Consider the following 22,661-nt stretch of genomic DNA (forward strand, 5'->3'; position numbering starts at 1 on the left):
AACGACATGTTAATAGATTGCGCTCTATTGACCGCCCACGCCACGGCCATCGGCATCTCCGTCCAGGAGCACATGGAATGCCGGCTGAAGCCCAAAAAGAGCACCAGTCCGCTGTACCTCTTCGGCGTGGATTGCACATCGCCTGGCCCACATTGGTGTGGCCGGGGCGTCGGCATAGTATGCAAAATTCTGCTTGGTCGGTGACCCGCGCGCTTTATGTTGCGGAGGAAAGGTATCAGCAGTCACTGTGAGATCCTTCCATGCTCCAAGCGTCAGTCGGCGGGCTCGTAACGCAGGAGCGTGACGTCGTGTTCCGGGTAGTCGCAGAACACCGGCTTCACCCGCATCCCCACCCGCAGGCGGGCCGGGTCGACCCGATCGCTGGGCAAGACCATCTCGGTGGAAAACCTTGGGCCCTCGTCCCATTCGACGATGGCGAGTAGCTGGGGCACGGCATCGGCGAAGTGCGGGCTGACCGGCCGGTGGGCCACGGTGTAGGAGTACAGCGTCCCCATCCCGGAGATCTCGCGCCATTCCAGGTCGTCGGCCAGGGTGCGCGGCGCGCGCACCCGCGGATAGAACACATACGCCTGCAGCGACGGCGAATACTGGATGACGATGCGGTGCTGCGCGAGCGCGTCCCAAAACGGCGCGCTGGTAGGGGTTTTGACGGGCATCGGCCGCTCGAAGGTGGTCATCGGTGATCAGTCTCCCTCGAGGATGAGCGTGGTCTGCTCGGACAGGATCCCGCCGTTGCCGGACACGAAGGCGCGGTGGCAGTCGGCGACCTGCGCCGCCCCGGCGCGGCCCATGATCTGGCGGGTGGCGTCGCAGACGTGGTGCATGCCGCCGGCCAGACCCGCCTGGCCGAAGCCCAATTGGCCGCCGGCGGTGTTGAGCGGGAAATCGCCGCGGAACGTGAGGTCGTGGCCGGCGACGAACTCCATCCCCTTGCCCTTCTCACAGAACCCGGCGTCTTCGAGGGAGAGCAGCACGGTGATGGTGTAGCAGTCGTAGATCGAAACCATGTCCATCTGCCCCCGGGTCAGGTCCGTCATGGCGAAGGCCGTGTCGGCGGCTGCGGCGATCGGGGTCTGCAGCAGGTCCTGGGCGTAGGTCGGCGTCTTGAACGGCACATGCTCGCCAAATCCCTTGACCCACACCGGCCGATTGCGGGAGCGCCTGGCGACGTCGGCGTTCGCGACCACGACGGCGGCGCCCCCCACACACGGCATCACGATCTCCAGCATGTGCAGCGGGTCGGCGATGACCGGGCTGGCCAGGACGTCATCGACGGTCAGTGGCTTGTCCTTCCAGATCGCGCCCTCGGTGTGGTTGGCGTTGGTGCGCTGGTCGACGACGATCTTGGCCATCGCCCGCTCGTCGTAGCCGTAGATCGCCGCGTAGCGTTGGGCGACCTGGCCATACGGTCCGTTCTGGCCGAGATTTCCGTAGGGGATCTCGAATTCGGCCTGGGGCGAGCCGTATTGGTTGCTCGACGACCCGAAATACAATGCGTCGCCGAGCGATCTGGGTTTCTTCGGCGACATCGGGGTGATGTACCGGGCGGGCAGCGCGCACAAGACGGCGTCGCAGATGCCGAGTTCGACGGCGGCGGCGGCCCGCCACACCATGGCCGCGGCGCTGGCGCCACCCAGGTCCACGTGTTCGGCGAACCTCGCCCCCACTCCGAGGTATTCGGCGATGGTGGAGGGGACGAAGATCTCCGACTCGGCCAGATGTGACGCCACGATGCCGTCGACAACCTCGAAGGGCAGTCCCGCATCGGCGAGCGCGGCGGCGCCGAGTTCGGCCCATTGCTCGATGACGAAGGGGGCGGGCGACGCCTTGGTCATGCGTTCGGGTGGCAGTTCGACGTACCCGACGATCGCGGCCTCGCCACGTAAACCCATGAGCCGTCCTACTTTCGGGGTAGTCCGAGGATCATCTGCGCGATGATGTTGAGCTGAATCTCCCTGGTTCCCCCGCCGATCAGCTCGGCCGGCAGATGCAGATAGGGCTCCACCACCGCGGTGTCGGGGTCGTCGACCATCGCGACCTGCCCGGTGAGCTGCAGCGTGGCCTGGAATGTGCGCCGCAGCAACACATTCATCGCGACCTTGGCGATGCTGGACGCCGGGCCGGACGCCTGACCGTCGAGCAGCCGAATGGTTTCGCGCACCCCGAGTGCCCTGATCGCGTTGGTGTAGGCGTCGAGCTCGCCGAGCTCACGCAACGCGTCGTCACGGTCCGGTCCGGGTTGAGCGGCGAGCCGGCGCAGCGCGACGGCCCGGTCGAACTTGACGTATCCGCTGATGGCCGAACGCTCTTCGGCCATCGTCGCGATCGCCAGGCTCCAACCATCGGTGGGGCCACCCAGCAGCATCTCGTCGGGAATGAACACGTCGTTGAGGAACACCTCGTTGAAATGCGCCTGCCCGGTCGCCGTCTTGATCGGCTGGATCTCCACCCCGGGGGAACGCATATCGAGAATGAAGTAGCCGATGCCGCGGTGCTTGCTGGCTTCGGGGTCGGTGCGCGCAAGGAGCGCACCCAGGTCGGCGTATTGGGCCAACGACGTCCAGATCTTGTGGCCGTTGATCCGCCAGCCGCCATCGACCTTGGTCGCGCGGGTGGTCAGCGACGCGAGGTCGGAGCCGGCTCCCGGTTCGCTGAACAGCTGACACCACAGGATGTCGCCGCGTTGGGTCGCCGGGATCAGCCGCTCCTGCAAGTCTTTTGGCGCGGCAGCCAACACCGAGGGCAGGATCCATTCGGCGATGTTCAGCGAGGGCCGAACCAGGCCGGGTCGCTTGGCGAACTCCTCGTCGATGATGAGCTGTTTCAACGGATCCGCATCGACGCCCCACGGCGCCGGCCAGTGCGGCGCCATGAGGCCGGCGTCGGCGATCAGCGTGCGTTGCGGCCCGGTGGCGAGGTGCTCATAGTCGCCGTGCGGCGCGGGTTTGTCGTTGCGCAACTGCAGAGCCGCATCGAGCCTCTCGGCCACCCAGGAACGGAATTCGGGCTCGGCGTCGCCGAGGTTCACCGACATGTCGCGCGTCTGGGTGCAGGTGAGCTCCCCCAGCCGCCGCGCCCAGCGGTTCGCCGGGCCGATGGATCCCGCCAGGCTGATGGCCCGCCGCCAGTACAGGTGCACGTCGTGCTCCCAGGTGAAACCGATGGCGCCGAGCATCGTCAACGCGTCGAGCACCAGGTCCGGGGTGGGCGAGATCGCGATCACGGCCGCCCCGGCGGCGGCCATCCTGTGCTGATCGAGTGATTCGTCGACGGCGCGCACCGCGTCCCAGGCCGCCGCGGTGGCCAATTCGCTGTTGACCAATAGCATTGCCGCGCTGTGTTGCAACGCCTGGAACGTGCCGATCACCTTGCCGAATTGTTCGCGGCTGCGCAGGTGGGCGGTGACGGCCTGCAGGCACCACTGGACGATGCCGGACGTCGTGGCGGCGACGAGACCCAACAGCACACAACGCGCGCGTTCCGCGTCGATCCCGGTGAGTGCCTCGTCGTCCGTCGCCGTGTAGTCGTCCAGACGCATGATCCCGGCATCGGCGACGAGGTCGGTGCCGCGGACGGGTTCGACTGTCACCGCGCGCTTTTGGGTGTCGACCGGCACCCAGACGACGTCGCCTTCCCGGGTCGGCGCGCCGACCAGGATGATCCGCGCCGCGCACACGCCCGGTGTTACCTCCGACGCCCCGCTGAGGGCCCACCGCCCGTCCACGGCCCGGGCGTGCAGATCCCCGTCGCCCGGAAGCACGACGGCGGCGGTGACGCCGGCCGCGAGGTCACGCACCAGTGATTGCGCGCTCGGTGTCGGATCGGCGAGCAAGGCGACCGCACCCGCGGCCACCGTCGGCAGTAGCGGGCCGGGCAACAGCGACTTGCCCGCCGCCTCCAGCACGCACGCGGCGTCGATCAGCCGTCCGCCCTGGCCGCCGAGGTCCTCCGGCAGGTGCACGGCATGAAACCCGTTGCCGACCAGCGCATCCCACCATCCTGGTGGGCGGCCCGCCGCGAGCTCGTCGAAGCTGGCGCGTGTCGTGGCGATCGGGGCGTTGCGGGCAGCGAACTGCCCGACGGCGTCGCAGAGCTCCTGTTGTTCCGGGCTCAGCCCCAGGGTCATGCGGGCGGCCGCATAGTGACTGACGATGGCCGCACTGATTGCTACCCTTTCGGCTCCGGATGCGAGTCTGACAAGACGGACCGTCTCGTCTTGTGGCAGACTACCGGGGGTAGTCAAGATATGTAAAGCGGGCCAGCGCCGCAGTGAGGACCACCAGATGCCAAGCGATCTCACCGAGGTGGGCACGCCGGCGAACACGCCCCGGCGTCGCAGCGAGAAGTCCCGCACGGCGATCGTCACGGCGACGCGCGAACTGCTCCTCGAGCGCGGGTTCGACGGCCTGTCCATCGAGGCCGTCGCCGCCCGCGCCGGCGTGGGCAAGCAGACCATCTACCGCTGGTGGCCCACCCGACCCGCGCTGGTCGCCGACGTCATGCTGGAAGACGCCGACACGCTGCTCGCGTCGGTCAACCACAGCGGCGATCTGGCAGCCGATCTGGTGAGGTGGGTCGGCAAGCTGTTCGCCAGCCTGACGACGCCGCGGGGTTCGGCCATGCTGCGCACCCTGACCGTCGCCTGCATGGAACACGAGGACACCGCCGTCAAGTTGCGCGCGGGATTCAGTGCGCCGCTGCACGATAGCGTGCGGGCCCGGTTGCTCGCCGACGGCATCGACGAGGCGGTCGCCGAATCGGCCGCGGACGCCATCGTCGGCGGCGTGGTGTATCCGATCCTGTCCGGCGCGCAGCCCTACTCCCGACGGCGGGCGGAACGGACCACCCGGCTCATCGTGGACGCACTCAGCCGGGGCTGACCGCCGCCGCGCGGTCGACCGAGATTGCGGCCAGCCCCCGGCTCACCCGGTCGGGCAACGAGCCGCCGTGGCTGAGCCAGTCGTCGAGGGCGATGCGCACCGCCGCCATCGCCAGCGCGCCGATCAGGCGCGGCCGCGGATCGTGGGCGGCCAGCCCGGCCATCCGCGGCGCGACGAGCTCGGCGATCGCCACCTCGTAGCGGACATAGACGTGCAGCGTCCACGCGTCCAGCGTCTCGGATGACCTTGTCAGCGTGGCCAATTCGCGCACCTGGTTCTCGATCTCGGCGAAGTCGCGGGCGAGTTCGCCGAACGCGCCGATGACCGCCTCGATCGCGCCGAGCTCCGGCGGCTGGCCCGCGAGGGCGGCGGTGATCCGGTCGAGCCAATGGCCATTCATGCCCTCGGCCACGGCGTCTTCCTTGGAGTTGAAGTACCGGAAGAAGGTCGCGCGGCCGATGTCGGCGGCGTCGGCGATGCGGTCCACGGTCGCCCCCGCCAGACCCCGACTGGCGACCAGCCGGGCGGCGGCGGTGGCGATGCGCTGACGCATGGCCGCTCGCTTCCGTTCGGCCAGCGACGTCACCGGCACCGAAGCCGGCGCACAAGCGGACGTAGCAGACATGCCCCCACCCTGTTCTCCCGAATCGACACCACAAGCCTAAGCCTGATTCCACCGATAGACCCTGCGGTCGGCGGTTGAGCTGTTGATCTTGATTTGGGCTGGTGGTGGGCGTGGCAGGGCCGCTGGTCTGCCCAGCGTTTCCTGTTGGGTCCTGGTTGGCGGGGCGGGTGGATGGTGGTTCAGGCGCTGGATTGGTAGCCGATGATGTTGTGCCACAGGGTGTTCCATGCTGGTTCCCAGGGCCAGTGGGTGGGTAGGTGCAGGATCGGTTTGCGTTGGGGTCGGGCCAGGCGGGCCGGGACGTTGACGAGGTGTCGGCGCAGGGTGGCTCCTCGGGCGGTGCGGTGACGGGCGCCGGCCAGCGTTGCGGCGGCGCGCAGCAGATTGTGGGCGATGGCCGCGCAGACGGCCCAGGCGCTGTTGGCGCCGAAGCGTCCTGAAGGTATGTGGGCCAGGGGGCCGTCGATGAGATCGGCGAAGGTGGTTTCGATGATGGCGTGGCGGCGGTGGGTGATATCGGCGTCGGTGGCCGACTCGGTGGAGTTGGTGAAGAACGGGTGATACCGCCAGATCGGGAACAGGCCGTCTTCGGGTTGGGTGGCGTCTTTGACGCGGCGCACGATCAAGCGGGCGGTGAGCGCCTGGTGGGTGCCGGATTCGGCGATGGTGTAGGTGATTTCGGCGACCTCGGCATCAGAGATCCAGGCCCCAGTCTCGGGGTCACGGACTGCACCCGGGTAGCGCACGGGGGTCCAGGCGTGCTCGTCGATGGCATCGATGGCGCGTTGCACCGCCGCGTTGCGGGTCAGTACCAGGGAGAACACCGCACCGTAGCGGCGGCACACCCGGATCACCGCCCGTGATCCGTAGGCGCTGTCACCACGGACGATGATCTGTCCGCTGACTCCGGCCGCGCGCGCGGTGCTCAGCGCTTGGGCGACCATGCGGGCGGCCCCTTTACCGGAGTTAGCCTTGCCGGCTCGTAGCCGGATGCCGGTGATCACCGGTGCGGTGGTGTCGGTGCTCAGCGTGGTGACCAGCGGGGACAGTCCTTTGCGGAGAACCTGTTTGCCGGCGATCTTGGTGTGTCCGTAGGAGGCGCCCTGTTTGGCGTGTCCGTAGACCGGGCGTACCAGCGAATCGATGTCGACAAAGGCGCGCACGTCTGATCCGGGCAGCAGACTCACCTGCTCGCACAGGCCGGCCAGATGCTCGGCCAGTACCGCGTCAAGTTGGCGGGCGTGACCGAAGGTGAACTCGCGCAGCAGGGTTCCCACGGTGGAGGGGGCATACACCGGCCCGAAGAGGGTCTTCATGCCGCCGGCGCGGACCAAGTCGACATCGTCGATGTAGTCCGCGCCGGCGCACATGCCCGCGATCAGGGTGGCCAGTTTCGGGGCCGGGTTGGCTGCCCCGGACTTGACCCGCGTCGACTCGATGTGAATCTTGTTGTCCAACAACCGTGTCAGGCCTGCTTGCTCGGCCAGGGCCATCACCGGGACCAGGCCCGCGCAGGACACGAGATTGTCCTCGTCGAACACAGCAGAGTCAGGGCCGAACCTGTGGGACACTTGCACTGGAAGTGCCTTTCTTGAACCGGTTAGATCGTTGCGTAGAGAACACCAATCTTTCCAGCTCAGAGGGCACTTTCATCATTCCGACACCCCGACAACCAGCCCGTTTATCGGTGGATCAAGGCTAAGACATAGTCTTAGCATGAGACGATGTCTCAGACTGGTGTTCCGTCCGTCCCGGCCGCCCCGAAGGCCCGCGCCGCGCTGGAGTTCTTCCAGCAGATGCTCACCGACGTCAGCAAGATCGTGGCCGAGGACGCCGAGTCCGAACGCGAACTCGCCGAAGGGTTGCGGGTGGTGGCGCGGGTGTCCTCGCTGTGCGCGCAAATGTCGGTCGAGGCCGACCCGGACCGGCCGTCGTTCTTCGATATGTGTTCGGACAACCGAATGGTGGGCGGCCCCAACCCCGACGGCAACTACTACCTGGCGATGATCCGCGGGGACCGCCGCTACCGGATCACCGGCTCCCGCGGCACCAGCGCCTACCTCGGCTTTCAGATCCTGGCCGGCACCGGGCTGACCCCGCGGCGGATGGCGGGCTACGTCAGCGACACCGACCTGGCACTGAATGAGGGCGACTTCACGCTCGTCCTGTCCGCCGACGAACCGCCCGACCTGGCCGGCGCGCAGTGGGTGAAGATCCCGGCCGACGCGTCGTCGGTGGTCGTGCGGGAGTACACCGGTGACCGGGCCGCCGAGAAACTCGCCGCGCTGCGCATCGAAGCGCTGGACCCGGGCCCGCTGACGGCGCTGACCGACGACGAACTCGCCGATCAGTTCACCGCGATGGCGTGGTCCCTGATGAAGCTCACGACCCTGCACCGCACCATCAAGCCCGAACTCCTGGAAACCCCGAACACCTTGCTGACGGCCCAGGCCGCCGATCTGGGCGCGGCCGACACCACGCCGGACAACCTCTACATGATGGGAACCTTCCGGCTCGAACCCGGCCAGGCCCTCGTACTCGACATCGCACCACCCAACACGCGGTACTGGAACGTCACTCTGGAAAGCATCTGGCACGAATGCCTGGAGCCGCGCCGCCGGCACAGCTCGGTGACCAACCGCGGTGTGCGGCCCGACGCCGGCGGCCGCGTGCGAATCGCGGTCTCCGACGAGGACTTTGGGCTCGGTCATTGGCTCGACACCGGCGGCCGGCAGCGCGGGTTCATCGTCCTGCGCTGGCTGGACAACCCGAGCCCACCCGACGTGACGGTGTCGGTGCACCAGGGACGGCAGCGGTGATGACGTTGCAGGACCGGTTCGCCCCCGAACGGCTGATCGCCGCCGCCTGCGAGGAAGTCGGCAGCGACGACTTCGGCGCCGAGGGCTGGCGTCCCGGGCTGCACCGCGTCACCGACGGGTTGATCAACGATGCGCGGCTATCGGATATCGGCGTCGAGATCGCTCACCTCGACCTCATGCGCGCCCTGAAGAACCGGCTCGGCGTTATCGCTTGGCGCAAGCAACATCCCGAGGTCGCCGCGCAGAAGATCACCGCGCCGATATTCATCGTCGGCCAGCCACGCACCGGCACCACGATCCTCTACGACCTACTCGCCCAGGATCCCGAGCTGCGCGCCCCACTGACCTGGGAGGTCGACGAGCCCTGCCCCGTCCCGCAGCCCGACACCTACCGCGACGATCCGCGTATCGCCCAGATTCAGGCCAGCATCGACATGTCCGAACAGATCATGCCCGGCTTCTTGGCTTTTCATCCGATGGGCGCCCTGGTCGGGCAGGAATGCGTGCGCATCACCGCGGCCCAGTTCGTCAGCATGATCTTCTCGGTGCAGTATCGGCTACCGGGCTATTACCGCTGGCTGCTGTATGAAGCCGACCACGCGGGGGCGTATCGCTTCCATCGAAACTTCCTGCAGCACTTGCAGTCCGGTGTGCCCGGCCAGTGGTTGCTGAAATCGCCAGCGCACCTGTGGCAGCTGGACGCGCTGCTGGCCGAATACCCGGACGCGCTGATCGTGCAGACACACCGCGATCCGGTCAACGTCATCTCGTCGATCGCCGCGCTCACCCATCACCTGCGCCGGATGTGCAGCGACGAATCCAGCATCACCGAGTGTGCGGCCCAGTCCTACGAGGAGATCGTCGTCGGCCTGGACCGGGAGATGGCGTTGCGCGACAGCGGCGCCGTGCCCGCGGGGCGCGTCATCGACGTGCGGTTCGCCGATTTCATGACCGACCCGTGGACCACGATCAAAGACATCTACCGGCGGCTGGACCGCGAGCTGCGGCCCGACACCGAGCAGAAGATGCGCGAGTTCCTCGCCTCCCATCCCTCCGACGGTGGGCACGGCCGTTACACCTGGTCGGACACGGGGCTCGATGCCGGTGAGGTCCGCGAGCGGGTGACCGCGTATCAGGACCGCTACGGGGTACCGGCCGAACCGCTGCGGTGAGGCGTCCGGACGGCATCGAACGCGCCTGCGGTGCATAGCCTCTCCGAGCGGTAGGCTCGCCGCAAGGCGATGGGAGCGGCGGTGGATGAAGATTGTCTGAAGCTCACCACCTATCTGGCGGAGCGCCGGCGGACCGGCGACGGCTTTGTCTCCGATGTGCTGCTCGGCCTTTATGAGCGGCACCGCATCGCTGCCGGCGTGGCGCTGCGCGGCATCAGCGGCTTCGGCACGATGCGCCATTTTCGTACTGATCAGTCGTTGACGCTGTCGGAAGATCCGCCCGTCGTGATCGTCGCGGTCGACACCAGAACGAAGATCGAGGCACTGCTCGACCCCGTGCTGACGATCAAACAACGCGGCCTGGTCACCTTGGAGCGTGCGCGGCTCCTGCACGAGGACATCGGATCCCCGCAGCTGCCCGAGGACTTGCACGAGGCCGTCAAATTGACGATCTACGTCGGCCGCAAGCAACGCGTGAACGGGACGCCGGCCTACATCGCCCTCTGCGACTTGATGCACCGGCGCGGCCTGGCCGGCGCCACGGTGCTGTTGGGCGTGGACGGTGTCGCGCACGGAGAACGCCAGCGCGCCAATTTCTTTGGCCGCAACGCTGACGTTCCGATGATGATCGTCGTCGTCGGCTCCGGTGAGCGCATCGGCCGCGTGTTGCCCGAACTCGCCGGGCTGCTGCGAACGCCGTTGTTCACCCTCGAACGGGTCCGCGTCTGCAAGCGCGACGGACAGTTTTTGGAACGACCGCACGCCCTGCCCGGAACGGACGAACACGGCTTGCCGCTGTGGCAGAAGCTGACGATCTACACCTCCGAGTCGGCGCAGCGCGGCGGCGCGCCGATTCACCGCGCGATCGTCCAGCGGCTACGCCAGGCCGGGACCGCGGACGGCGCCACCGTCCTGCGTGGCGTGTGGGGGTTTCACGGCGATCACCCGCCCCACGGCGACAAGCTGCTCTCGCTGACTCGCCGGGTACCCGTGGTGACCATCGTGATCGACACCCCGGCCAACGTCGCCGAATCCTTCGCTGTCATCGACGAATTGACGAGCGAAGAGGGACTGGTCACCAGTGAAATGGTGCCCGCGTTGGTGTCCGACGAAGGCGACAGCGGGCAGGGGCCGCCGCGCATGGCCCGGCACCGCTATTAGCGGCGATCGCGAGCGCGGCGCAACAGGTCAGCCGGCGACCGAGGCGTCGTAGATCGACTGGATCGCCTTGTCCAGCGTGGTGTTGAACTGCTCGTCGGTCTGGTCGACCGAAAGCCCCTCGGTGAGCGCGCGGCTGAAGCTGGCGATCAGGCCGGTGTTCTTGGCGAGCAGCTCGTTGGCCTCCTCGCGCGAGTAGCCGCCGGAGAGGGCCACCACCCGCATGACCTTCGGGTGTTCGATCAGCGGACGGTAGTAGTTGGCCTCGGTGGGCAGGCTCAGCTTGAGCATCACGCGCTGCCCGTCGGGCACGCTGTCGAGCTGCTTGGTGATCTCGTCGCGCAGGATGCGCTCGGCCTCGGCCTTGTCCGAGATCGAGATGGTGACCTCGGGCTCGATGATCGGCACCAGGCCGTGCGCGAGCACCTGACGGGCGACCTCGAACTGCTGGGCGACCACGGCGGCGATGCCCTCGGCGTTGGCCCCGCCGATCACCGACCGCTCCTTGGTGCCGAACACGCCCTTGCCCACGGCCCGCTCCAGCAGCTCGTCGAGGCCCGGCATCGGCTTCATCAGCTGGACGTCGTCGGAGGCGTCCGCCAGCCCCTTGTCGATCTTGAGGATCGGCACCACGCCCTTGGTCTCCCAGAGGTAGGTGGTCGACGGCTTGCCCTCGATCTCCCGGTCCATGGTCTGTTCGAACAGGATCGCCGCCAGCACCCGGTCACCGGTGAACGACGGGGCGGTGATGATCCGCGAACGCATCTCGTGGATGAGGTCGAACATCTCCTTGTCGGAGGAGTACGCGCTGTCCTCGATGCCGTACAGGCGCAGCGCCTTCGGCGTCGAGCCGCCGCTCTGGTCGAGCGCAGCGATGAATCCCTTGCCCGACGTCATCCGGTCCGCTTGCTGCTGGTTCGACATTGAACTCTTCACTCCCTCGTAATGGGCGCACCCGGCCGGGGAGGCCGCGCGCGCTCAAGCCTGAATCGTGCCGATCATATTCGGCCAGCCCCGACCGGAAGAGACAGGCCGTCGCGGGACCGCCGGGCGGCGGGAATCGTGCAGCATTTTGAGGCGGGATTGGTGCGTGTCCTACCATTGACCAAACACTTGTAGCTGTATCTGCACTGAGCGGCGCAGATCGACCGGGGTGGATCTCCCGCGTAGGCAAGCGTGTTCCCCGAGGGGTTGAATCAGCAGCCCCCGGATATGGCAGTGGCTGTACCAGAGCTAGCGGTGTCCCGCACGGGACCGAATGTGAGTGATAGACCATGGGCGAACAATCCGGCGATGTCGTCGACCCAACCGCTTTTGAAGTGGGCAAACACCAGGTAGATCAGGCGGTCGTGCTGACCGTCTCGGGTGAAGTGGACATGCTCAGCTCGCCGCAGCTGGCCGACGCCATCCAGACCGCGTTGGCCACCAAGCCCGCGGCGCTGATCGTCGACCTGTCGAACGTCGGTTTCTTGGCGTCGGCCGGGATGACCGTGCTGGTGACCGCGCAGGCCGAGGTCGAACCGCCGACGAAGTTCGCGGTCGTCGCCAACGGCTCGGCCACGAGCAGGCCGATCAAGCTGATGGGGATCGACAGCGTGCTCGCGCTGTACAGCAGCCTGGACGGCGCGCTGAGCGGTATCGCCGGGGAATGAGCCTCGACGGGAGTGCGAACACACCTGGGGGCGATGGGTCGGTTCGATCGGCCGCATAACATGTCGAACCTCGATGACCGCACTCTTTTCGTCCGAACGGGCGTGGCGGCCGACGCACGCAGCGCCGCCCGGACCCGCGTCGAGTTCGGCGCCTGGTTGAACCGGTATTTCTCCCTGTGCACAGACCGCTTCAGCGACCTGCTCCTCGCGGTGAACGAAGCGATCGCCAATGCCGCGGAGTTCGCGTACGTCGACGCGACGCAGCGCGGGACCGTGGATGTGCGCGCGGCCTACGACGCCGACTCCGACACCCTCGCCGTGACCGTCGATGACCGGGGCCGTTGGCGGCAGCAGGTGCCGGCACAGCGCAGCGCCCAGATGCGTGGCCGCGGTATCCCGTTGATGGAGGCCCTCGCCGACGAGGCGGCCATCGCCCGCACTCCGCGGGGCACCCGCGTCACCTTGGTCTGGACCGGCCTGACCCGGTCGGCCTGCACCGCCTGAACGCCTATCCGGACAGCACCTGCGCGATGCGGTCGTCGCGCGGCAGCACCGGCCCGTCGTCGAGGGGTTCGTCGATTCCGAGGTCGGCGAGCCCGGCTCTGGTCAGCAGCGAGGTGCCGTAGGCGGCTAGCACGAGTTTTTGATCGTTGCTGTGGCCGTCCTCGACGAGCATCGCGCCGATGAGGCAGATGACGGCCATCTTGTAGGCGTTGAACGCCCGGTACCAGGGCCGGTTGACAACGCTGATCCCGCTGGCCGATTCGTAGTGCGCCAGCAGGGCGTCGATGGACAGGGCCGCGGGGTGGCTGTTGATCCCGACCGGCTGCATCCACAGCATCTCCAGCCAGCCGATGTCGGTGAGCGGGTCACCGACGGTCGTCATCTCCCAATCGAAGACGGCGCTCACCTCGCCGGCGGTAAAAGCGAAGTTTCCCGGCTTCGCGTCGCCGTGCACCAGCGAAACCGTGGGGCACGGGTCCGGCTTGCCGGCGAGCAGGGCCCCATGGAGGCGCTCCAGGGCGGGCAGGCGGTCGCGCTTGACCCGGTGCATCTCCGCGGCCCAGTGGCCCAGTTCGCGCTCCAGGTGGTCGGCGCCGTCGTCCAGGGTGGCCAGCCCGGTCCGGGTGAGGTCGACGGTGTGGATGGCGGCAAGTTGTTCGACCAGGCTCTGGCACATCCGGACCACCGTGTGGTCGGCCGCACCGGCGGGTGGCTCCATTTCGTACACGTCGCCGGCGACGTGTTCCATCACGAAGAACGGCCGGCCGAGGACCTCGCCGGTCGGTTCGAGCCACAGCGCCGGCGGGACCCGGACCGGCGTGCCGGCCAGGGCGCGCAGGATGGCGAACTGGCGCGCGAGGTCGTAGGGCTCCAGCAGCGCGGGTGGCCGGGGCCGCAGCCGCAACACCACGTCGCGGCGGTCGTCGCGGCCGGCGCGCCGGGTGACGACGCTGAGCGTCATCATCTCCGCCGAGTGCCCGAAGCTCACCCGGTCGATGCCCTCGAGGCGGACGTCGGCGGCGTCGGGCACCTGGGTGCGCACCCAGTCGGTCAACCGCCGTTCCCGATCGGCGTCCAGGGTCATCGCCGAACCCCGTCGCTGTCCTCCTGCAAGCGATCGACCGGGGTCTTGTCCTGGGTGAAGGCGGACATGTCCATCGCGGTCCAGTTGGGGTAGCGGGCATAGCCCTGCCCGCCGAGCAGCAATTCGAAGATGCCCCAACCGGTCTCGCCGTCCCGCTCGAATCGCATCAGCTGGTCGAGCGCCATCGATTTGCTCTCGGTCTCGGACAGCTGGTCGGGATGGCTACTGTCCCAAGCGAAATGAATGAAGTAGGCGCCCCCACCCAAGTCTTCGTATTGGCAGTGTGCCATCGGCAGGCCGTAGTAGGCGTTGACTTGCTGGTGGGGTGCCTCGGCGATCACGCGATGGGCCTGGCCGTCTTCATCGGTGAACACGAGTATCGCGCGGGCGGGTCGCTTGCGGTCGCCGTCGAATTCGACATCGTGCTCGATCTTGACGAATCGTTTCGACGGCCTCCCATCCGCGTAGGTGATGCCGCCGTCGACGTAATTGACTGTGCCGTCGGACGATTCGATGATCCACGCTTCGATCGCGTGGTCGTCGAACCCGGCGTCGAGCCACAACCAGAAGTCGATCTTGTCCGAGACCCGCACGCCGAAGGTGCGGTCGCGGCCGCCGTGGAAGCCGTCGACGCTGACGCGTTCCCCATCGATCGTCACCCAGCCGCTCCATCGCCCGGGTTCTTTCATGTGGTACATGTCGGCGAGCAACTCGCCGTTTTTGCCACGCACCTTCATGGGCAACAGCTCCCACATCGGCGCGGTGGGTTCGTAGTAGAGCTCCCACTCGATCCCGGAGTTGTTGGGCTCGACGTCCAGCCGCCACTTCTTCAGCGGCTCGACGCAGGTCCAGCGCATCGGTCCGGCGCTCAGGTCGCCGCGGTCGTCGCCGGTGACGGGCCGCCCGGACAGCAGGTCCCAGTGCCGGCCGTCGGCGAGGCTGACCTTGACGTAGCCCAGCCCGGTGCCGGTGTTCGGGTTGTTGCCGTAGCCGCTGGCCAGCAGCAAGGTGCCGTCCGGCGACGCGGCGAAGAAATAGCAGCGATCCGACCACGTCGGATCGGCGTTGTGCACCTGGTCGAACGTGCTCGGGAGCTGGTGGGTGAACGACTCGTCGGCGGCGGAATACGCCATCATTCGGCCTTTCTGGCGGGGTTCGTCGTTGCGCCGCAAGGCGTTTCGGCGAAGGACTGCGTCCGGGATGAATTGGCATCCGATACCGAAGCAGCACAACGCATCCCGTAACATCGCCGCCATGGAACCGAGCCGGCGGTGGGGCGACGACCGCGCGATCCTCGACGACGAGGAGGCCCGTAGACGGATCCTGGCTGCCGCCGGGCGCTGCATCGTCCGGCGCGGCAACACCCAGTTCCGCATGGGCGAAGTCGCCGACGAGGCCGGGGTGTCGCGCTCGACGGTGTACCGCTACTTTCCCGGTCGCGACGACGTCCTGCTGGGATTGATGCTGGCGCGGATTGACACCGCGCTCGGCGAGTTGGTGCGCTCGCTGCCCGCACCCGACGACCCCGTTCGGTCGGTGCCCGAGATGGTGCTGGCAAGGGTGGAATCCGTGGACGGCAACCCGCTGAACGAAGCGCTGTTCGCGGCCGAGAGCACCGCGGTGGCCTCGGCGCTCGAGAAGGGTTCCGAACCGATTGTCGAACTGCTGTTGCGGCATTACGGGCCGTTGCTCGACCGTTGGAAGGCGGCCGGGCTGCTCTACCCGGACGTCGATTTCCGCTCGATCGTGCAGTGGCTGCACGCAGCGACCCTTTTCCTGCTGGCGCCCTCGTGGCGCTACCGCCCCGCGGCCGACAAACGCGAATTCGTCGAACAGCTCGTGGTGAGGGCCCTGGTTCCACAGATCAGACAATAATGGTATATTGTCTGATGTCCAGACGTTCGATTGGTTTTCTCCGACGGCGTCGGTGTCGCTGGCGCAGCACCGGCGTCGGGTTGAGAGCCGGGATGGATGGACATGAAAAACCCTGTGGGACAAGCCTTCTCCTTCGTCGGCCTGGCCGCGCACCTGGGCCGGGGCGCGGGCCGGGTGGCGACCGACGCGCTGGTGGGCGGCCGGTTCGGCTTGCCTCGGTCGGCCGACGAGATCGATCCCGCGGTCCTGTCCCGCGTCATGGGAACCACCGTCCGGTCGGTGCGCGTGCTGAGCAGGGACGCGGGCACGTCCTCGCGCGCGCGGCTGGTGCTGACCGGCAAGAACGTCCCGGAGTCGGTGTTCGTCAAGGTCGCGGCGCAGACCGCTGCCACCCGCCTGATGGGTGAGCTCGGCCGGCTCGGGCACACCGAGGTGCGTTTCTACCGGCAGCTCGCGCCGCAGGTCATCGGCGTTCCCTACTGCTACGGCGCGGCCTTCGACCCGTGGACGGGCCGGTACCTGCTGGTGCTGGAGGATCTCCCGGCAGAGTCGTGCGAGTTCCCCGACACCTTGCACCCGCTCTCGACCGACCAGGCCGGCCTCATCGTCGAACTGCTGGCCGAACTGCACGCCACGTTCTGGGACCGGCTGCCGCGCGACGGGCGTGGGCCGCTGGGCTGGCTGTACACGCCGTCCGGCGACGTGACGTCGTTGTTGACCGGCTCGCTGATGCACACCTCGATCAAGCGCCTTGCCGAGCGGACCACGATCCCGGTCGAGAAGGCGGCGTTCATCGCCGACAACTACCGCGACGTGGCCGCGCTCATCGACACTCCCCCGCACACCGTCATGCACGGCGACGCCCATCCCGGCAACATGTACTTCCACGGCGGCAAGGCCGGGCTGCTGGACTGGCAGGCGGTGCGACGCGGGCACCCCAGCCGCGAGCTCGCCTACACCCTGATCACCAGCCTGACCCCGGAGGACCGGCGGGCCAGCCAACGCGAGCTGCTCGACGACTACCGGCGGGCGCTGGTGGCGGCGGGAGGCCCCGAGCTGGACCGCGACGACCTGTGGCTGCGGTTCCGCCAGGGCGCGCTGTACGCCTATGTCGCCCCGCTGATCACCACCGGGATGGGCGGCATGCAGGTCGAAGACATCGCCATGGAAGGCCTGCGCCGGGGCGTCGCCGCGCTCGACGATCTGGAAACCGTCGCCGCGCTGAAGAGTTCTTTGTAGGGCTTGCGAATTCGGCCGAAGCTATTGCCTTCGCCACGCCACGAGTTACGCTACCTACCGTAGCGAAATGCTGTGCGCCTTCCGCTCAGCCCTCCGAGACAGCCCGCGGCGGCGAAGAGGAGTCTCATGTTCGACCTGAAGATCACCGGTGGAACCATCGTCGACGGCACGGGCGCCGAACGTTACCGCGCCGACGTCGGCGTCAAGGACGGCAAGATCGTCGACGTCGTCCGCCGCTCCGCCGACGGCCCCGAGATGGGCGGGGAGGCGGCCGAAACCATCGACGCCTCAGGGCATGTGGTGGCCCCCGGCTTCGTCGACATCCACACCCACTACGACGGTCAGGTGACCTGGGACGGGCTGCTGGAGCCGTCCAGCGGCCACGGCGTCACGACGATCGTGACCGGCAACTGCGGCGTCGGTTTCGCCCCTGTGCGGCCCGGCACCGAGCAGTGGCTGATCGAACTGATGGAGGGCGTCGAAGACATCCCCGGCACCGCGCTGACCGAGGGCATCACGTGGGGTTGGGAAACCTACCCCGAGTACCTCGACGCGATCGACAAGCACAAGTTCTCCGTCGACGTGGGCAGCCAGGTCGCGCACGGCGCGATCCGCGCCTACGCGATGGGCGAGCGGGGTGCGCGCAACGAGCCCGCGACCCCGGACGACATCGAGGCGATGGGCCGGTTGGTCCGCGAGGCGATCGAGGCCGGCGCGCTCGGCTTCTCGACGTCACGCACGATGGGGCACCGCGCGATGGACGGCGAGCCCGTACCCGGCACGTTCGCCGCCGAGGAAGAACTGTTCGGCCTCGGCCGCGCCATGGCCGCCGGCGGCCAGGCGGTGTTCGAGCTGGCCCCGCAGGGCGCCGCGGGTGAAGACATCATCGGCCCCAAGAAGGAGCTCGATTGGATGCGACGGCTGAGCGGCGAGATCGACCGCCCGGTGTCGTTCGCGCTGATCCAGGTGGACGCCGATCCGAACCTGTGGCGCGAGATGCTGGACCTGTCCGCGGACGCACACGCCGCGGGCGCGCGCCTGTATCCGCAGATCGCGGCGCGCCCGTTCGGCATGATGATCGGTTTCCAGGGCCACCACGGCTTCAGCCACCGGCCCACGTACCGCCGGTTGAAGGCCGAGTGCAGCCGCGAGGAGCTCGCACGGCGGCTCGCCGATCCCGCGGTGAAGGCGGCGATCCTGTCCGAGGACGACCTGCCGGTGGACCCGACCCTGTTGTTCGACGGGATGTTCGCTTTGGTGCAGCACTCGCTGGGGCGGCTCTACTCGCTGGGTAACCCGCCCGACTACGAGCCCACCCCGGACCGCACCGTCGCCGCGATCGCCCAGGCCCGCGGTGAGGACCCGCTGTCCACGCTGTACGACCTCATGCTCGAGTCCGACGCGACCAACATGCTGATGCTGCCGCTGTTCAACTACGCCGACGGAAACTGCGACGCGATCCGCGAGATGATGCTGCACCCCGCCGGCGTGCTCGGGCTGTCCGACGGCGGCGCGCACTGCGGGATGATCTGCGACGCTTCCTATCCGACGTTCCTGCTGACGCACTGGGCGCGGGACCGTAAGCGGGGCGAGAAATTGTCGCTGGAATACGTGATCCGCAAACAGTCCCGTGACACCGCGCATCTGTTCGGCCTCACCGACCGCGGCACCATCGAACCCGGCAAGAAGGCCGACATCAACGTCATCGACATGGACGCGCTGAGGCTGCACCCGGCGGCGATGGCGTTCGACCTGCCGGCCGGGGGAAACCGGATCCTGCAGGGCGCCAGCGGTTATGCGGCGACCATCGTCAGCGGGACCGTCACCCGCCGCAAGGACGTCGACACCGGGGCCCGCCCCGGACGCCTGGTTCGCGGAGCCCGCTGAGAGCTCCGAACCATGGCAACGGCCGCCCGCAACCCGACGCGCACCCGCTCGCACGTCCAGGAGGATGCGATCGGCGCGCCGCCGGAGAACCCGACGCTGGTGCCGGCCGAGCGGTACTACTCCCCGGCCTTCGCCGCACTCGAGGTGGAGCGGATGTGGCCGAGGGTGTGGCAGCTCGCGTGCATGGTCGACCACATCGCGGCGCCCGGTGACTATTTCGAGTACCGCTGCGGGCCGTACGGGGTGCTGATCGTCCGCGACGACGACGGGGAGATCCGCGCGTTCCAGAACGTGTGCCGGCATCGCGGCAATTCGTTGTGCACGGGCTCGGGTTCGGGCCTGCGCGAACTCAAGTGCGGCTATCACGGGTGGACCTGGGACCTGGCCGGCGCGCTGAAACGGGTGCCGAACCGCAAGGGCTTCGGCTCGCTGCGCATGTCCGACTTTCCGCTGATACCGGCCCGGGTAGAGACGTGGGCGGGACTCGTCTTCGTCAACCTCGACCTCGACGCGATGCCCCTGATCGAATACCTGGAGGCGGTGCCCGACGACATCGCCTGGTGCCGGCTGGAGGACTTCCGCTGCTACGCCACGCTCACGGTCGACGTCGACGCCAATTGGAAGACGATCGCGGACGGCTACAGCGAGACCTACCACATCCAGACCCTGCATCCCGAGCTACTGCGTTGCGTCGACGACATCCATGCGCCGCAACGGATTTGGGGCCATACCGGAAAGTCGGATCAGCCCTACGGCGTGCCGAGCCCTCGCCTGGGCGGCGCGCTGACCGACGAAGAGGTGTGGGACGCCTACGTCTACACGCAGGGAGCGCTGATGGGCGCGGCCGAGGGCACGCCCTTTCCCGCCGACGAACGCCGGCCCGGGCAGACGGTGGCCGAACTGATCGCCGAGCGAACCCGGGCCTTCGCCGCGGGCCGCGGCGTCGATCTCAACTGGGCCGACACCGACCGAATGACCCGATTGCACCAGTACAACGTGTTCCCCAACATGACCCTGTTAGCCAACGCCGACCACCTGACCGTCATGTGTTCGCGCCCGGGCGCCGACCCCGATAAGGGCGAGCTGGTGATGTTCTTGACGACCCGGATGCCGCCGGGCGCGCCGCGCGCCAAGCCGGCCGATGTGCGCATGGCCGCCGACGCGGCCGAGCCGGGCGTCGTGCTCACCCAGGACATCGCGGTGCTCCCCGGCCTGCAGCGCGGCATGCACCAACCCGGCTTCACTCACTTGGTGTTGTCCAGCGAGGAACGCCGCGTGATCAACATGCACCGCAACCTGGAGCGCTACCTCGACCTGCCGGCCGCCCAGCAAATGAGCGGCGGCGCGGCGAAATGATCTGTCGCAACATAGTTCGTGTACACAGGGCGAAAGTGCCCTCGAGCGATTTAGAATCCCGCTTGTGATGACCCCGTCTTACCCCTGGGGGGACGATCGAGGGCAACTTGCGCGGCAGCTACGGCTGCCGTATCACACACTCCGCCGCAGGCGGGAGCGACGCCTGTGCCACCGTTTCGCGCGGGTGGGCGTCCGCACGGCGCCGGAGCGGTTGCGGGCAATGCTGGAGGGCGCGCCGCTGGCCGCTCACGAAATGATCAACCTGAATTTTGCGTTGATCGCGATCCGGCTCGACCGCGAGTCTCGCGCCGCCAGGTACAAGCGGCTCCGGCAACGCGGCGCCCGATCGCTGATGTTCGCGGGCCTGGTCATGGTGGTGCTGAACTTCCTGGTGTGCATGGCCTACCTCCTGCTGAACCTCGCGGAGCCGACGGCGCCGCTGTAGCTCCTCAGCGCGGGGCGACGATGCCGTTGTCGTACGCATAGACGATCGCGGCCGCGCGATCGCGCAGGTCGAGCTTGCCGAAGATCCGCCCGATGTGGCTCTTGACGGTGACGCCGGAAATGCAGAGTTTGCCGGCGATTTCGGTATTGGACAGGCCCTGGCCGATCAATGTCAGGACGTCGAGCTCGCGGGTCGTCAGCTCGGCGATCGCCGCGCCGCGCGGGCCGGGAGCCGCCTTGCGGTAGGTGGTGAGCACCCGCGAGGTCACCGCGGGATCCAGGTAACTGTCTCCCCTGGCGACCGCGCGCACCGCGCGGATCAACTCCTCGGCCGAGGAGTCTTTGAGCACGAAACCGGCCGCCCCGGCGCGCAGCGCCCCCGACAGCAGCTCGTCCTCGTTGAAGGTGGTGAGCGCAAGCACCGGCGGCCTGCCGCCCAGCCTGCGGGTCGCCTCGATGCCGTCGACGCGGCGCATCCGCAGATCCATCACGACGACGTCGGGTCGATGCTCGGCCACCGCGGCGGGCACCTCGTCACCGTCGGCGCACTCCGCGACGATGACGAAACCGTCTTTGCGGCGCAGGATTCGGCGCAGACCCGAACGCACCAGGTCTTGGTCGTCCACGAGGAGGACGGTGATCTCGGGCGCCGGGTCGGTCACAGCTTGCACCATCGCGGGCGCCAGGTGGTGTCGCCTTCGTGCAGCGGGATCTCGGCGCGCACCGACCACCCGTCCCGGGTCGGGCCGACGTCGAGGGCGCCGCCGAGCAGGTCGACGCGCTGGCGCATGCCGCGCAAGCCACGCCCCTCCGCCGATTTCGCGGCCACCACGGCGGCCGGGAGCAGATTGCTGACCGCGAGCCGTGCCGACACCGGCGAAATGTCGAGCACCACACTGGCTTTCGACTCCGGCGCGTGCTTGGCGATGTTGGCCAGCGACTCCTGGGTGATGCGGTAGAGCGCGAGGCCCACCGCGGCCGAGACGTGGTCGGTGGGCCCTTCGACGCACAGCGTGACGGCCAGGCCCGCTTGCTGAAAGCCCGCGACGAGCGCCGGGACGTCGTCGATGCCGGGTTCGGGCGTGGTCTGCGCCGTTTTGGTCGGCCAGTTGTCGAGCAGGCCGACGGTGCGGCGGATGTCGGCCATCGCCTGCCGGCCGAGCTTCTCGGCCTGCTCCAGCGCATCGACCGCGTCATCGACGTCGCGATCCTGCTGCAGCGCGCGGCGCGCGCCGGTCACGTGCAACAGGGTGATGCTGAGCGAATGCGCGATGACGTCGTGCACTTCGCGCGCGATGCGGCGGCGTTCGTCGGCGGCGGCGTGCTCGGCCAGTGCCTCTTGTGCCGCGATCTGTTCGGCCAGCAGCAGCCGCTGGGTGCGCATCAGGTAGCCGAGCAGCCAGCCCACCGTGATGAACCCCAGGTACAGCACGACCGTGTCCAGGCGGTGCAGCGCGGACGCGGTGAGCAACATCGCGGCCGCCGACGCGGTGGCCAGCAAGCCGCCGAGGACCGACGCCAATGTCGCGACGACCAAGACCATCAGGACCAACAACGCCGGGGCGAAATCGGCGTGAATGGGTGTCGACGTTCCAAACAGCGTCAATGCGCTGGACACCGACCAGGTGGCCCACAACGGGCCCGGGGTCATCTTCATGTTGAAGATCAAGAACGCGAACGACGGTGACAACGCCAGGGCGAACGCGGTCAGCGCCACGGGCAGGTCGGAGACGGGCCGCTGCAGCGTCCCGATCACGCCGCCCAGCACGAGGGCGAGGTCGACCGAGATCAGCGCCGCCCAGGTGATGCCGACGGGAATCAGCTCGCTTCGTCGGCGAAGTAGTTCCCGCACGTGACCCGCTGCGGCGCGCAACATCGTCCAATCCTAGAAGAGGCCGGTGCTTCGTCACATCCTTCTGCGGACGGCACCCGCCTCCGCCCGTGG

General features: G+C 68.0%; 21 protein-coding genes. 11 read left to right on the forward strand and 10 right to left on the reverse strand.

All coding sequences use genetic code 11. The annotated features are described in order from the left end of the window. Positions 1–272 precede the first annotated feature (272 nt). From P6281_RS25845 to P6281_RS25855, 3 genes are read right to left on the reverse strand one after another with little or no spacing between them, the layout of a single operon-like run. Complete coding sequence (locus tag P6281_RS25845) at positions 273–698, reverse strand: Zn-ribbon domain-containing OB-fold protein (protein WP_014712583.1); 426 nt, start codon at positions 696–698, stop codon at positions 273–275. A 6-nt stretch (positions 699–704) separates the two neighbouring features. Beyond that, positions 705–1,913: a thiolase family protein gene (locus P6281_RS25850; RefSeq protein ID WP_014712584.1), complete on the reverse strand. Its 1,209-nt coding sequence runs from the start codon at positions 1,911–1,913 to the stop codon at positions 705–707. Positions 1,914–1,921: 8 nt separating this feature from the next. After that, positions 1,922–4,147: an acyl-CoA dehydrogenase gene (locus P6281_RS25855; RefSeq protein WP_014712585.1), complete on the reverse strand. Its 2,226-nt coding sequence runs from the start codon at positions 4,145–4,147 to the stop codon at positions 1,922–1,924. A 157-nt stretch (positions 4,148–4,304) separates the two neighbouring features. Here P6281_RS25855 and P6281_RS25860 point away from each other — a divergent pair, with 157 nt between their 5' ends. Further along, the gene (locus tag P6281_RS25860; RefSeq protein WP_014712586.1) at positions 4,305–4,901 is read left to right on the forward strand and encodes a TetR/AcrR family transcriptional regulator; all 597 of its coding nucleotides are present in this window, start codon (positions 4,305–4,307) and stop codon (positions 4,899–4,901) included. On the opposite strand, the gene P6281_RS25865 is transcribed toward P6281_RS25860, so the two are convergent. After that, a complete protein-coding gene (locus tag P6281_RS25865; protein ID WP_050989404.1) occupies positions 4,888–5,526 on the reverse strand; it encodes a TetR family transcriptional regulator in 639 nt (212 codons plus the stop codon). The genes P6281_RS25860 and P6281_RS25865 overlap by 14 nt on opposite strands. Before the next feature lie 179 nt (positions 5,527–5,705). Beyond that, on the reverse strand, positions 5,706–7,103 hold the full coding sequence (locus tag P6281_RS25870) for an IS1380 family transposase (protein WP_041320958.1): 1,398 nt from the start codon (positions 7,101–7,103) through the stop codon (positions 5,706–5,708). A 147-nt stretch (positions 7,104–7,250) separates the two neighbouring features. Between P6281_RS25870 and P6281_RS25875 the strand changes: the two genes are divergently transcribed. From P6281_RS25875 to P6281_RS25885, 3 genes are all read left to right on the forward strand, one after another. Then, positions 7,251–8,345: a DUF1214 domain-containing protein gene (locus P6281_RS25875; RefSeq protein ID WP_014712588.1), complete on the forward strand. Its 1,095-nt coding sequence runs from the start codon at positions 7,251–7,253 to the stop codon at positions 8,343–8,345. Then, complete coding sequence (locus P6281_RS25880) at positions 8,345–9,517, forward strand: sulfotransferase family protein (protein WP_014712589.1); 1,173 nt, start codon at positions 8,345–8,347, stop codon at positions 9,515–9,517. Before P6281_RS25875 ends, P6281_RS25880 begins: the two co-directional genes overlap by 1 nt. An 81-nt stretch (positions 9,518–9,598) precedes the next feature. Further along, positions 9,599–10,678 (forward strand): DUF190 domain-containing protein, encoded by a 1,080-nt coding sequence (locus P6281_RS25885; RefSeq protein WP_192579428.1) that lies wholly within the window; start codon positions 9,599–9,601, stop codon positions 10,676–10,678. A gap of 27 nt (positions 10,679–10,705) precedes the next feature. Here P6281_RS25885 and P6281_RS25890 read toward each other — a convergent pair whose 3' ends face one another. Beyond that, a complete protein-coding gene (locus P6281_RS25890; protein ID WP_014712591.1) occupies positions 10,706–11,599 on the reverse strand; it encodes a fructose bisphosphate aldolase in 894 nt (297 codons plus the stop codon). Between the two features lie 350 nt (positions 11,600–11,949). On the opposite strand from P6281_RS25890, the gene P6281_RS25895 reads away from it, so the two are divergent. Both P6281_RS25895 and P6281_RS25900 read left to right on the forward strand, forming a co-directional pair. Continuing rightward, positions 11,950–12,327: an STAS domain-containing protein gene (locus tag P6281_RS25895; RefSeq protein ID WP_014712592.1), complete on the forward strand. Its 378-nt coding sequence runs from the start codon at positions 11,950–11,952 to the stop codon at positions 12,325–12,327. Between the two features lie 60 nt (positions 12,328–12,387). Further along, on the forward strand, positions 12,388–12,831 hold the full coding sequence (locus tag P6281_RS25900; RefSeq protein ID WP_041298298.1) for an ATP-binding protein: 444 nt from the start codon (positions 12,388–12,390) through the stop codon (positions 12,829–12,831). 4 nt (positions 12,832–12,835) lie between these two features. Here P6281_RS25900 and P6281_RS25905 read toward each other — a convergent pair whose 3' ends face one another. Together P6281_RS25905 and P6281_RS25910 are read right to left on the reverse strand one after the other, a co-directional pair. Next, on the reverse strand, positions 12,836–13,915 hold the full coding sequence (locus tag P6281_RS25905; RefSeq protein WP_014712594.1) for a phosphotransferase family protein: 1,080 nt from the start codon (positions 13,913–13,915) through the stop codon (positions 12,836–12,838). Then, entirely contained in the window at positions 13,912–15,048 is a 1,137-nt protein-coding gene (locus P6281_RS25910; protein ID WP_324738991.1) for a DUF7064 domain-containing protein, read from the reverse strand. The genes P6281_RS25905 and P6281_RS25910 overlap by 4 nt, the downstream gene beginning before the upstream one ends. Before the next feature lie 121 nt (positions 15,049–15,169). On the opposite strand from P6281_RS25910, the gene P6281_RS25915 reads away from it, so the two are divergent. The 5 genes from P6281_RS25915 (at position 15,170) to P6281_RS25935 (ending at position 20,717) form a co-directional block, all read left to right on the forward strand. Beyond that, positions 15,170–15,790: a TetR/AcrR family transcriptional regulator gene (locus P6281_RS25915; protein ID WP_014386126.1), complete on the forward strand. Its 621-nt coding sequence runs from the start codon at positions 15,170–15,172 to the stop codon at positions 15,788–15,790. A gap of 102 nt (positions 15,791–15,892) precedes the next feature. Further along, complete coding sequence (locus P6281_RS25920) at positions 15,893–17,029, forward strand: phosphotransferase (protein WP_179960094.1); 1,137 nt, start codon at positions 15,893–15,895, stop codon at positions 17,027–17,029. Between the two features lie 126 nt (positions 17,030–17,155). After that, the gene (locus P6281_RS25925; protein WP_014386128.1) at positions 17,156–18,916 is read left to right on the forward strand and encodes an N-acyl-D-amino-acid deacylase family protein; all 1,761 of its coding nucleotides are present in this window, start codon (positions 17,156–17,158) and stop codon (positions 18,914–18,916) included. A gap of 12 nt (positions 18,917–18,928) precedes the next feature. Then, positions 18,929–20,272, forward strand: coding sequence for an aromatic ring-hydroxylating oxygenase subunit alpha (locus P6281_RS25930; RefSeq protein ID WP_008262426.1), 1,344 nt, complete (start codon positions 18,929–18,931; stop codon positions 20,270–20,272). A 184-nt stretch (positions 20,273–20,456) separates the two neighbouring features. Further along, entirely contained in the window at positions 20,457–20,717 is a 261-nt protein-coding gene (locus P6281_RS25935; protein WP_014381536.1) for a hypothetical protein, read from the forward strand. 4 nt (positions 20,718–20,721) lie between these two features. On the opposite strand, the gene P6281_RS25940 is transcribed toward P6281_RS25935, so the two are convergent. Together P6281_RS25940 and P6281_RS25945 are read right to left on the reverse strand one after the other, a co-directional pair. Next, positions 20,722–21,378: a response regulator gene (locus tag P6281_RS25940; RefSeq protein ID WP_008262428.1), complete on the reverse strand. Its 657-nt coding sequence runs from the start codon at positions 21,376–21,378 to the stop codon at positions 20,722–20,724. Continuing rightward, complete coding sequence (locus P6281_RS25945; RefSeq protein WP_324738554.1) at positions 21,375–22,592, reverse strand: sensor histidine kinase; 1,218 nt, start codon at positions 22,590–22,592, stop codon at positions 21,375–21,377. Before P6281_RS25945 ends, P6281_RS25940 begins: the two co-directional genes overlap by 4 nt. Positions 22,593–22,661: the final 69 nt, after the last annotated feature.

The sequence above is a fragment of the Mycobacterium sp. 5-140-3-2 genome, from assembly GCF_035666375.1.
GTDB lineage: Bacteria > Actinomycetota > Actinomycetes > Mycobacteriales > Mycobacteriaceae > Mycobacterium > Mycobacterium intracellulare.

Excerpts from the sequence above, each read along its gene's own strand:
- P6281_RS25905 (WP_014712594.1), bottom strand. The coding sequence starts at position 13,915 with ATGACCCTGGACGCCGATCGGGAACGGCGGTTGACCGACTGGGTGCGC.
- P6281_RS25915 (WP_014386126.1), top strand. The coding sequence starts at position 15,170 with ATGGAACCGAGCCGGCGGTGGGGCGACGACCGCGCGATCCTCGACGAC.
- P6281_RS25845 (WP_014712583.1), bottom strand. The coding sequence starts at position 698 with ATGACCACCTTCGAGCGGCCGATGCCCGTCAAAACCCCTACCAGCGCG.
- P6281_RS25855 (WP_014712585.1), bottom strand. The coding sequence starts at position 4,147 with ATGACCCTGGGGCTGAGCCCGGAACAACAGGAGCTCTGCGACGCCGTC.
- P6281_RS25930 (WP_008262426.1), top strand. The coding sequence starts at position 18,929 with ATGGCAACGGCCGCCCGCAACCCGACGCGCACCCGCTCGCACGTCCAG.
- P6281_RS25860 (WP_014712586.1), top strand. The coding sequence starts at position 4,305 with ATGCCAAGCGATCTCACCGAGGTGGGCACGCCGGCGAACACGCCCCGG.
- P6281_RS25865 (WP_050989404.1), bottom strand. The coding sequence starts at position 5,526 with ATGTCTGCTACGTCCGCTTGTGCGCCGGCTTCGGTGCCGGTGACGTCG.
- P6281_RS25875 (WP_014712588.1), top strand. The coding sequence starts at position 7,251 with ATGTCTCAGACTGGTGTTCCGTCCGTCCCGGCCGCCCCGAAGGCCCGC.
- P6281_RS25925 (WP_014386128.1), top strand. The coding sequence starts at position 17,156 with ATGTTCGACCTGAAGATCACCGGTGGAACCATCGTCGACGGCACGGGC.
- P6281_RS25910 (WP_324738991.1), bottom strand. The coding sequence starts at position 15,048 with ATGGCGTATTCCGCCGCCGACGAGTCGTTCACCCACCAGCTCCCGAGC.
- P6281_RS25850 (WP_014712584.1), bottom strand. The coding sequence starts at position 1,913 with ATGGGTTTACGTGGCGAGGCCGCGATCGTCGGGTACGTCGAACTGCCA.
- P6281_RS25900 (WP_041298298.1), top strand. The coding sequence starts at position 12,388 with ATGTCGAACCTCGATGACCGCACTCTTTTCGTCCGAACGGGCGTGGCG.
- P6281_RS25945 (WP_324738554.1), bottom strand. The coding sequence starts at position 22,592 with ATGTTGCGCGCCGCAGCGGGTCACGTGCGGGAACTACTTCGCCGACGA.
- P6281_RS25880 (WP_014712589.1), top strand. The coding sequence starts at position 8,345 with ATGACGTTGCAGGACCGGTTCGCCCCCGAACGGCTGATCGCCGCCGCC.
- P6281_RS25895 (WP_014712592.1), top strand. The coding sequence starts at position 11,950 with ATGGGCGAACAATCCGGCGATGTCGTCGACCCAACCGCTTTTGAAGTG.
- P6281_RS25920 (WP_179960094.1), top strand. The coding sequence starts at position 15,893 with ATGAAAAACCCTGTGGGACAAGCCTTCTCCTTCGTCGGCCTGGCCGCG.
- P6281_RS25890 (WP_014712591.1), bottom strand. The coding sequence starts at position 11,599 with ATGTCGAACCAGCAGCAAGCGGACCGGATGACGTCGGGCAAGGGATTC.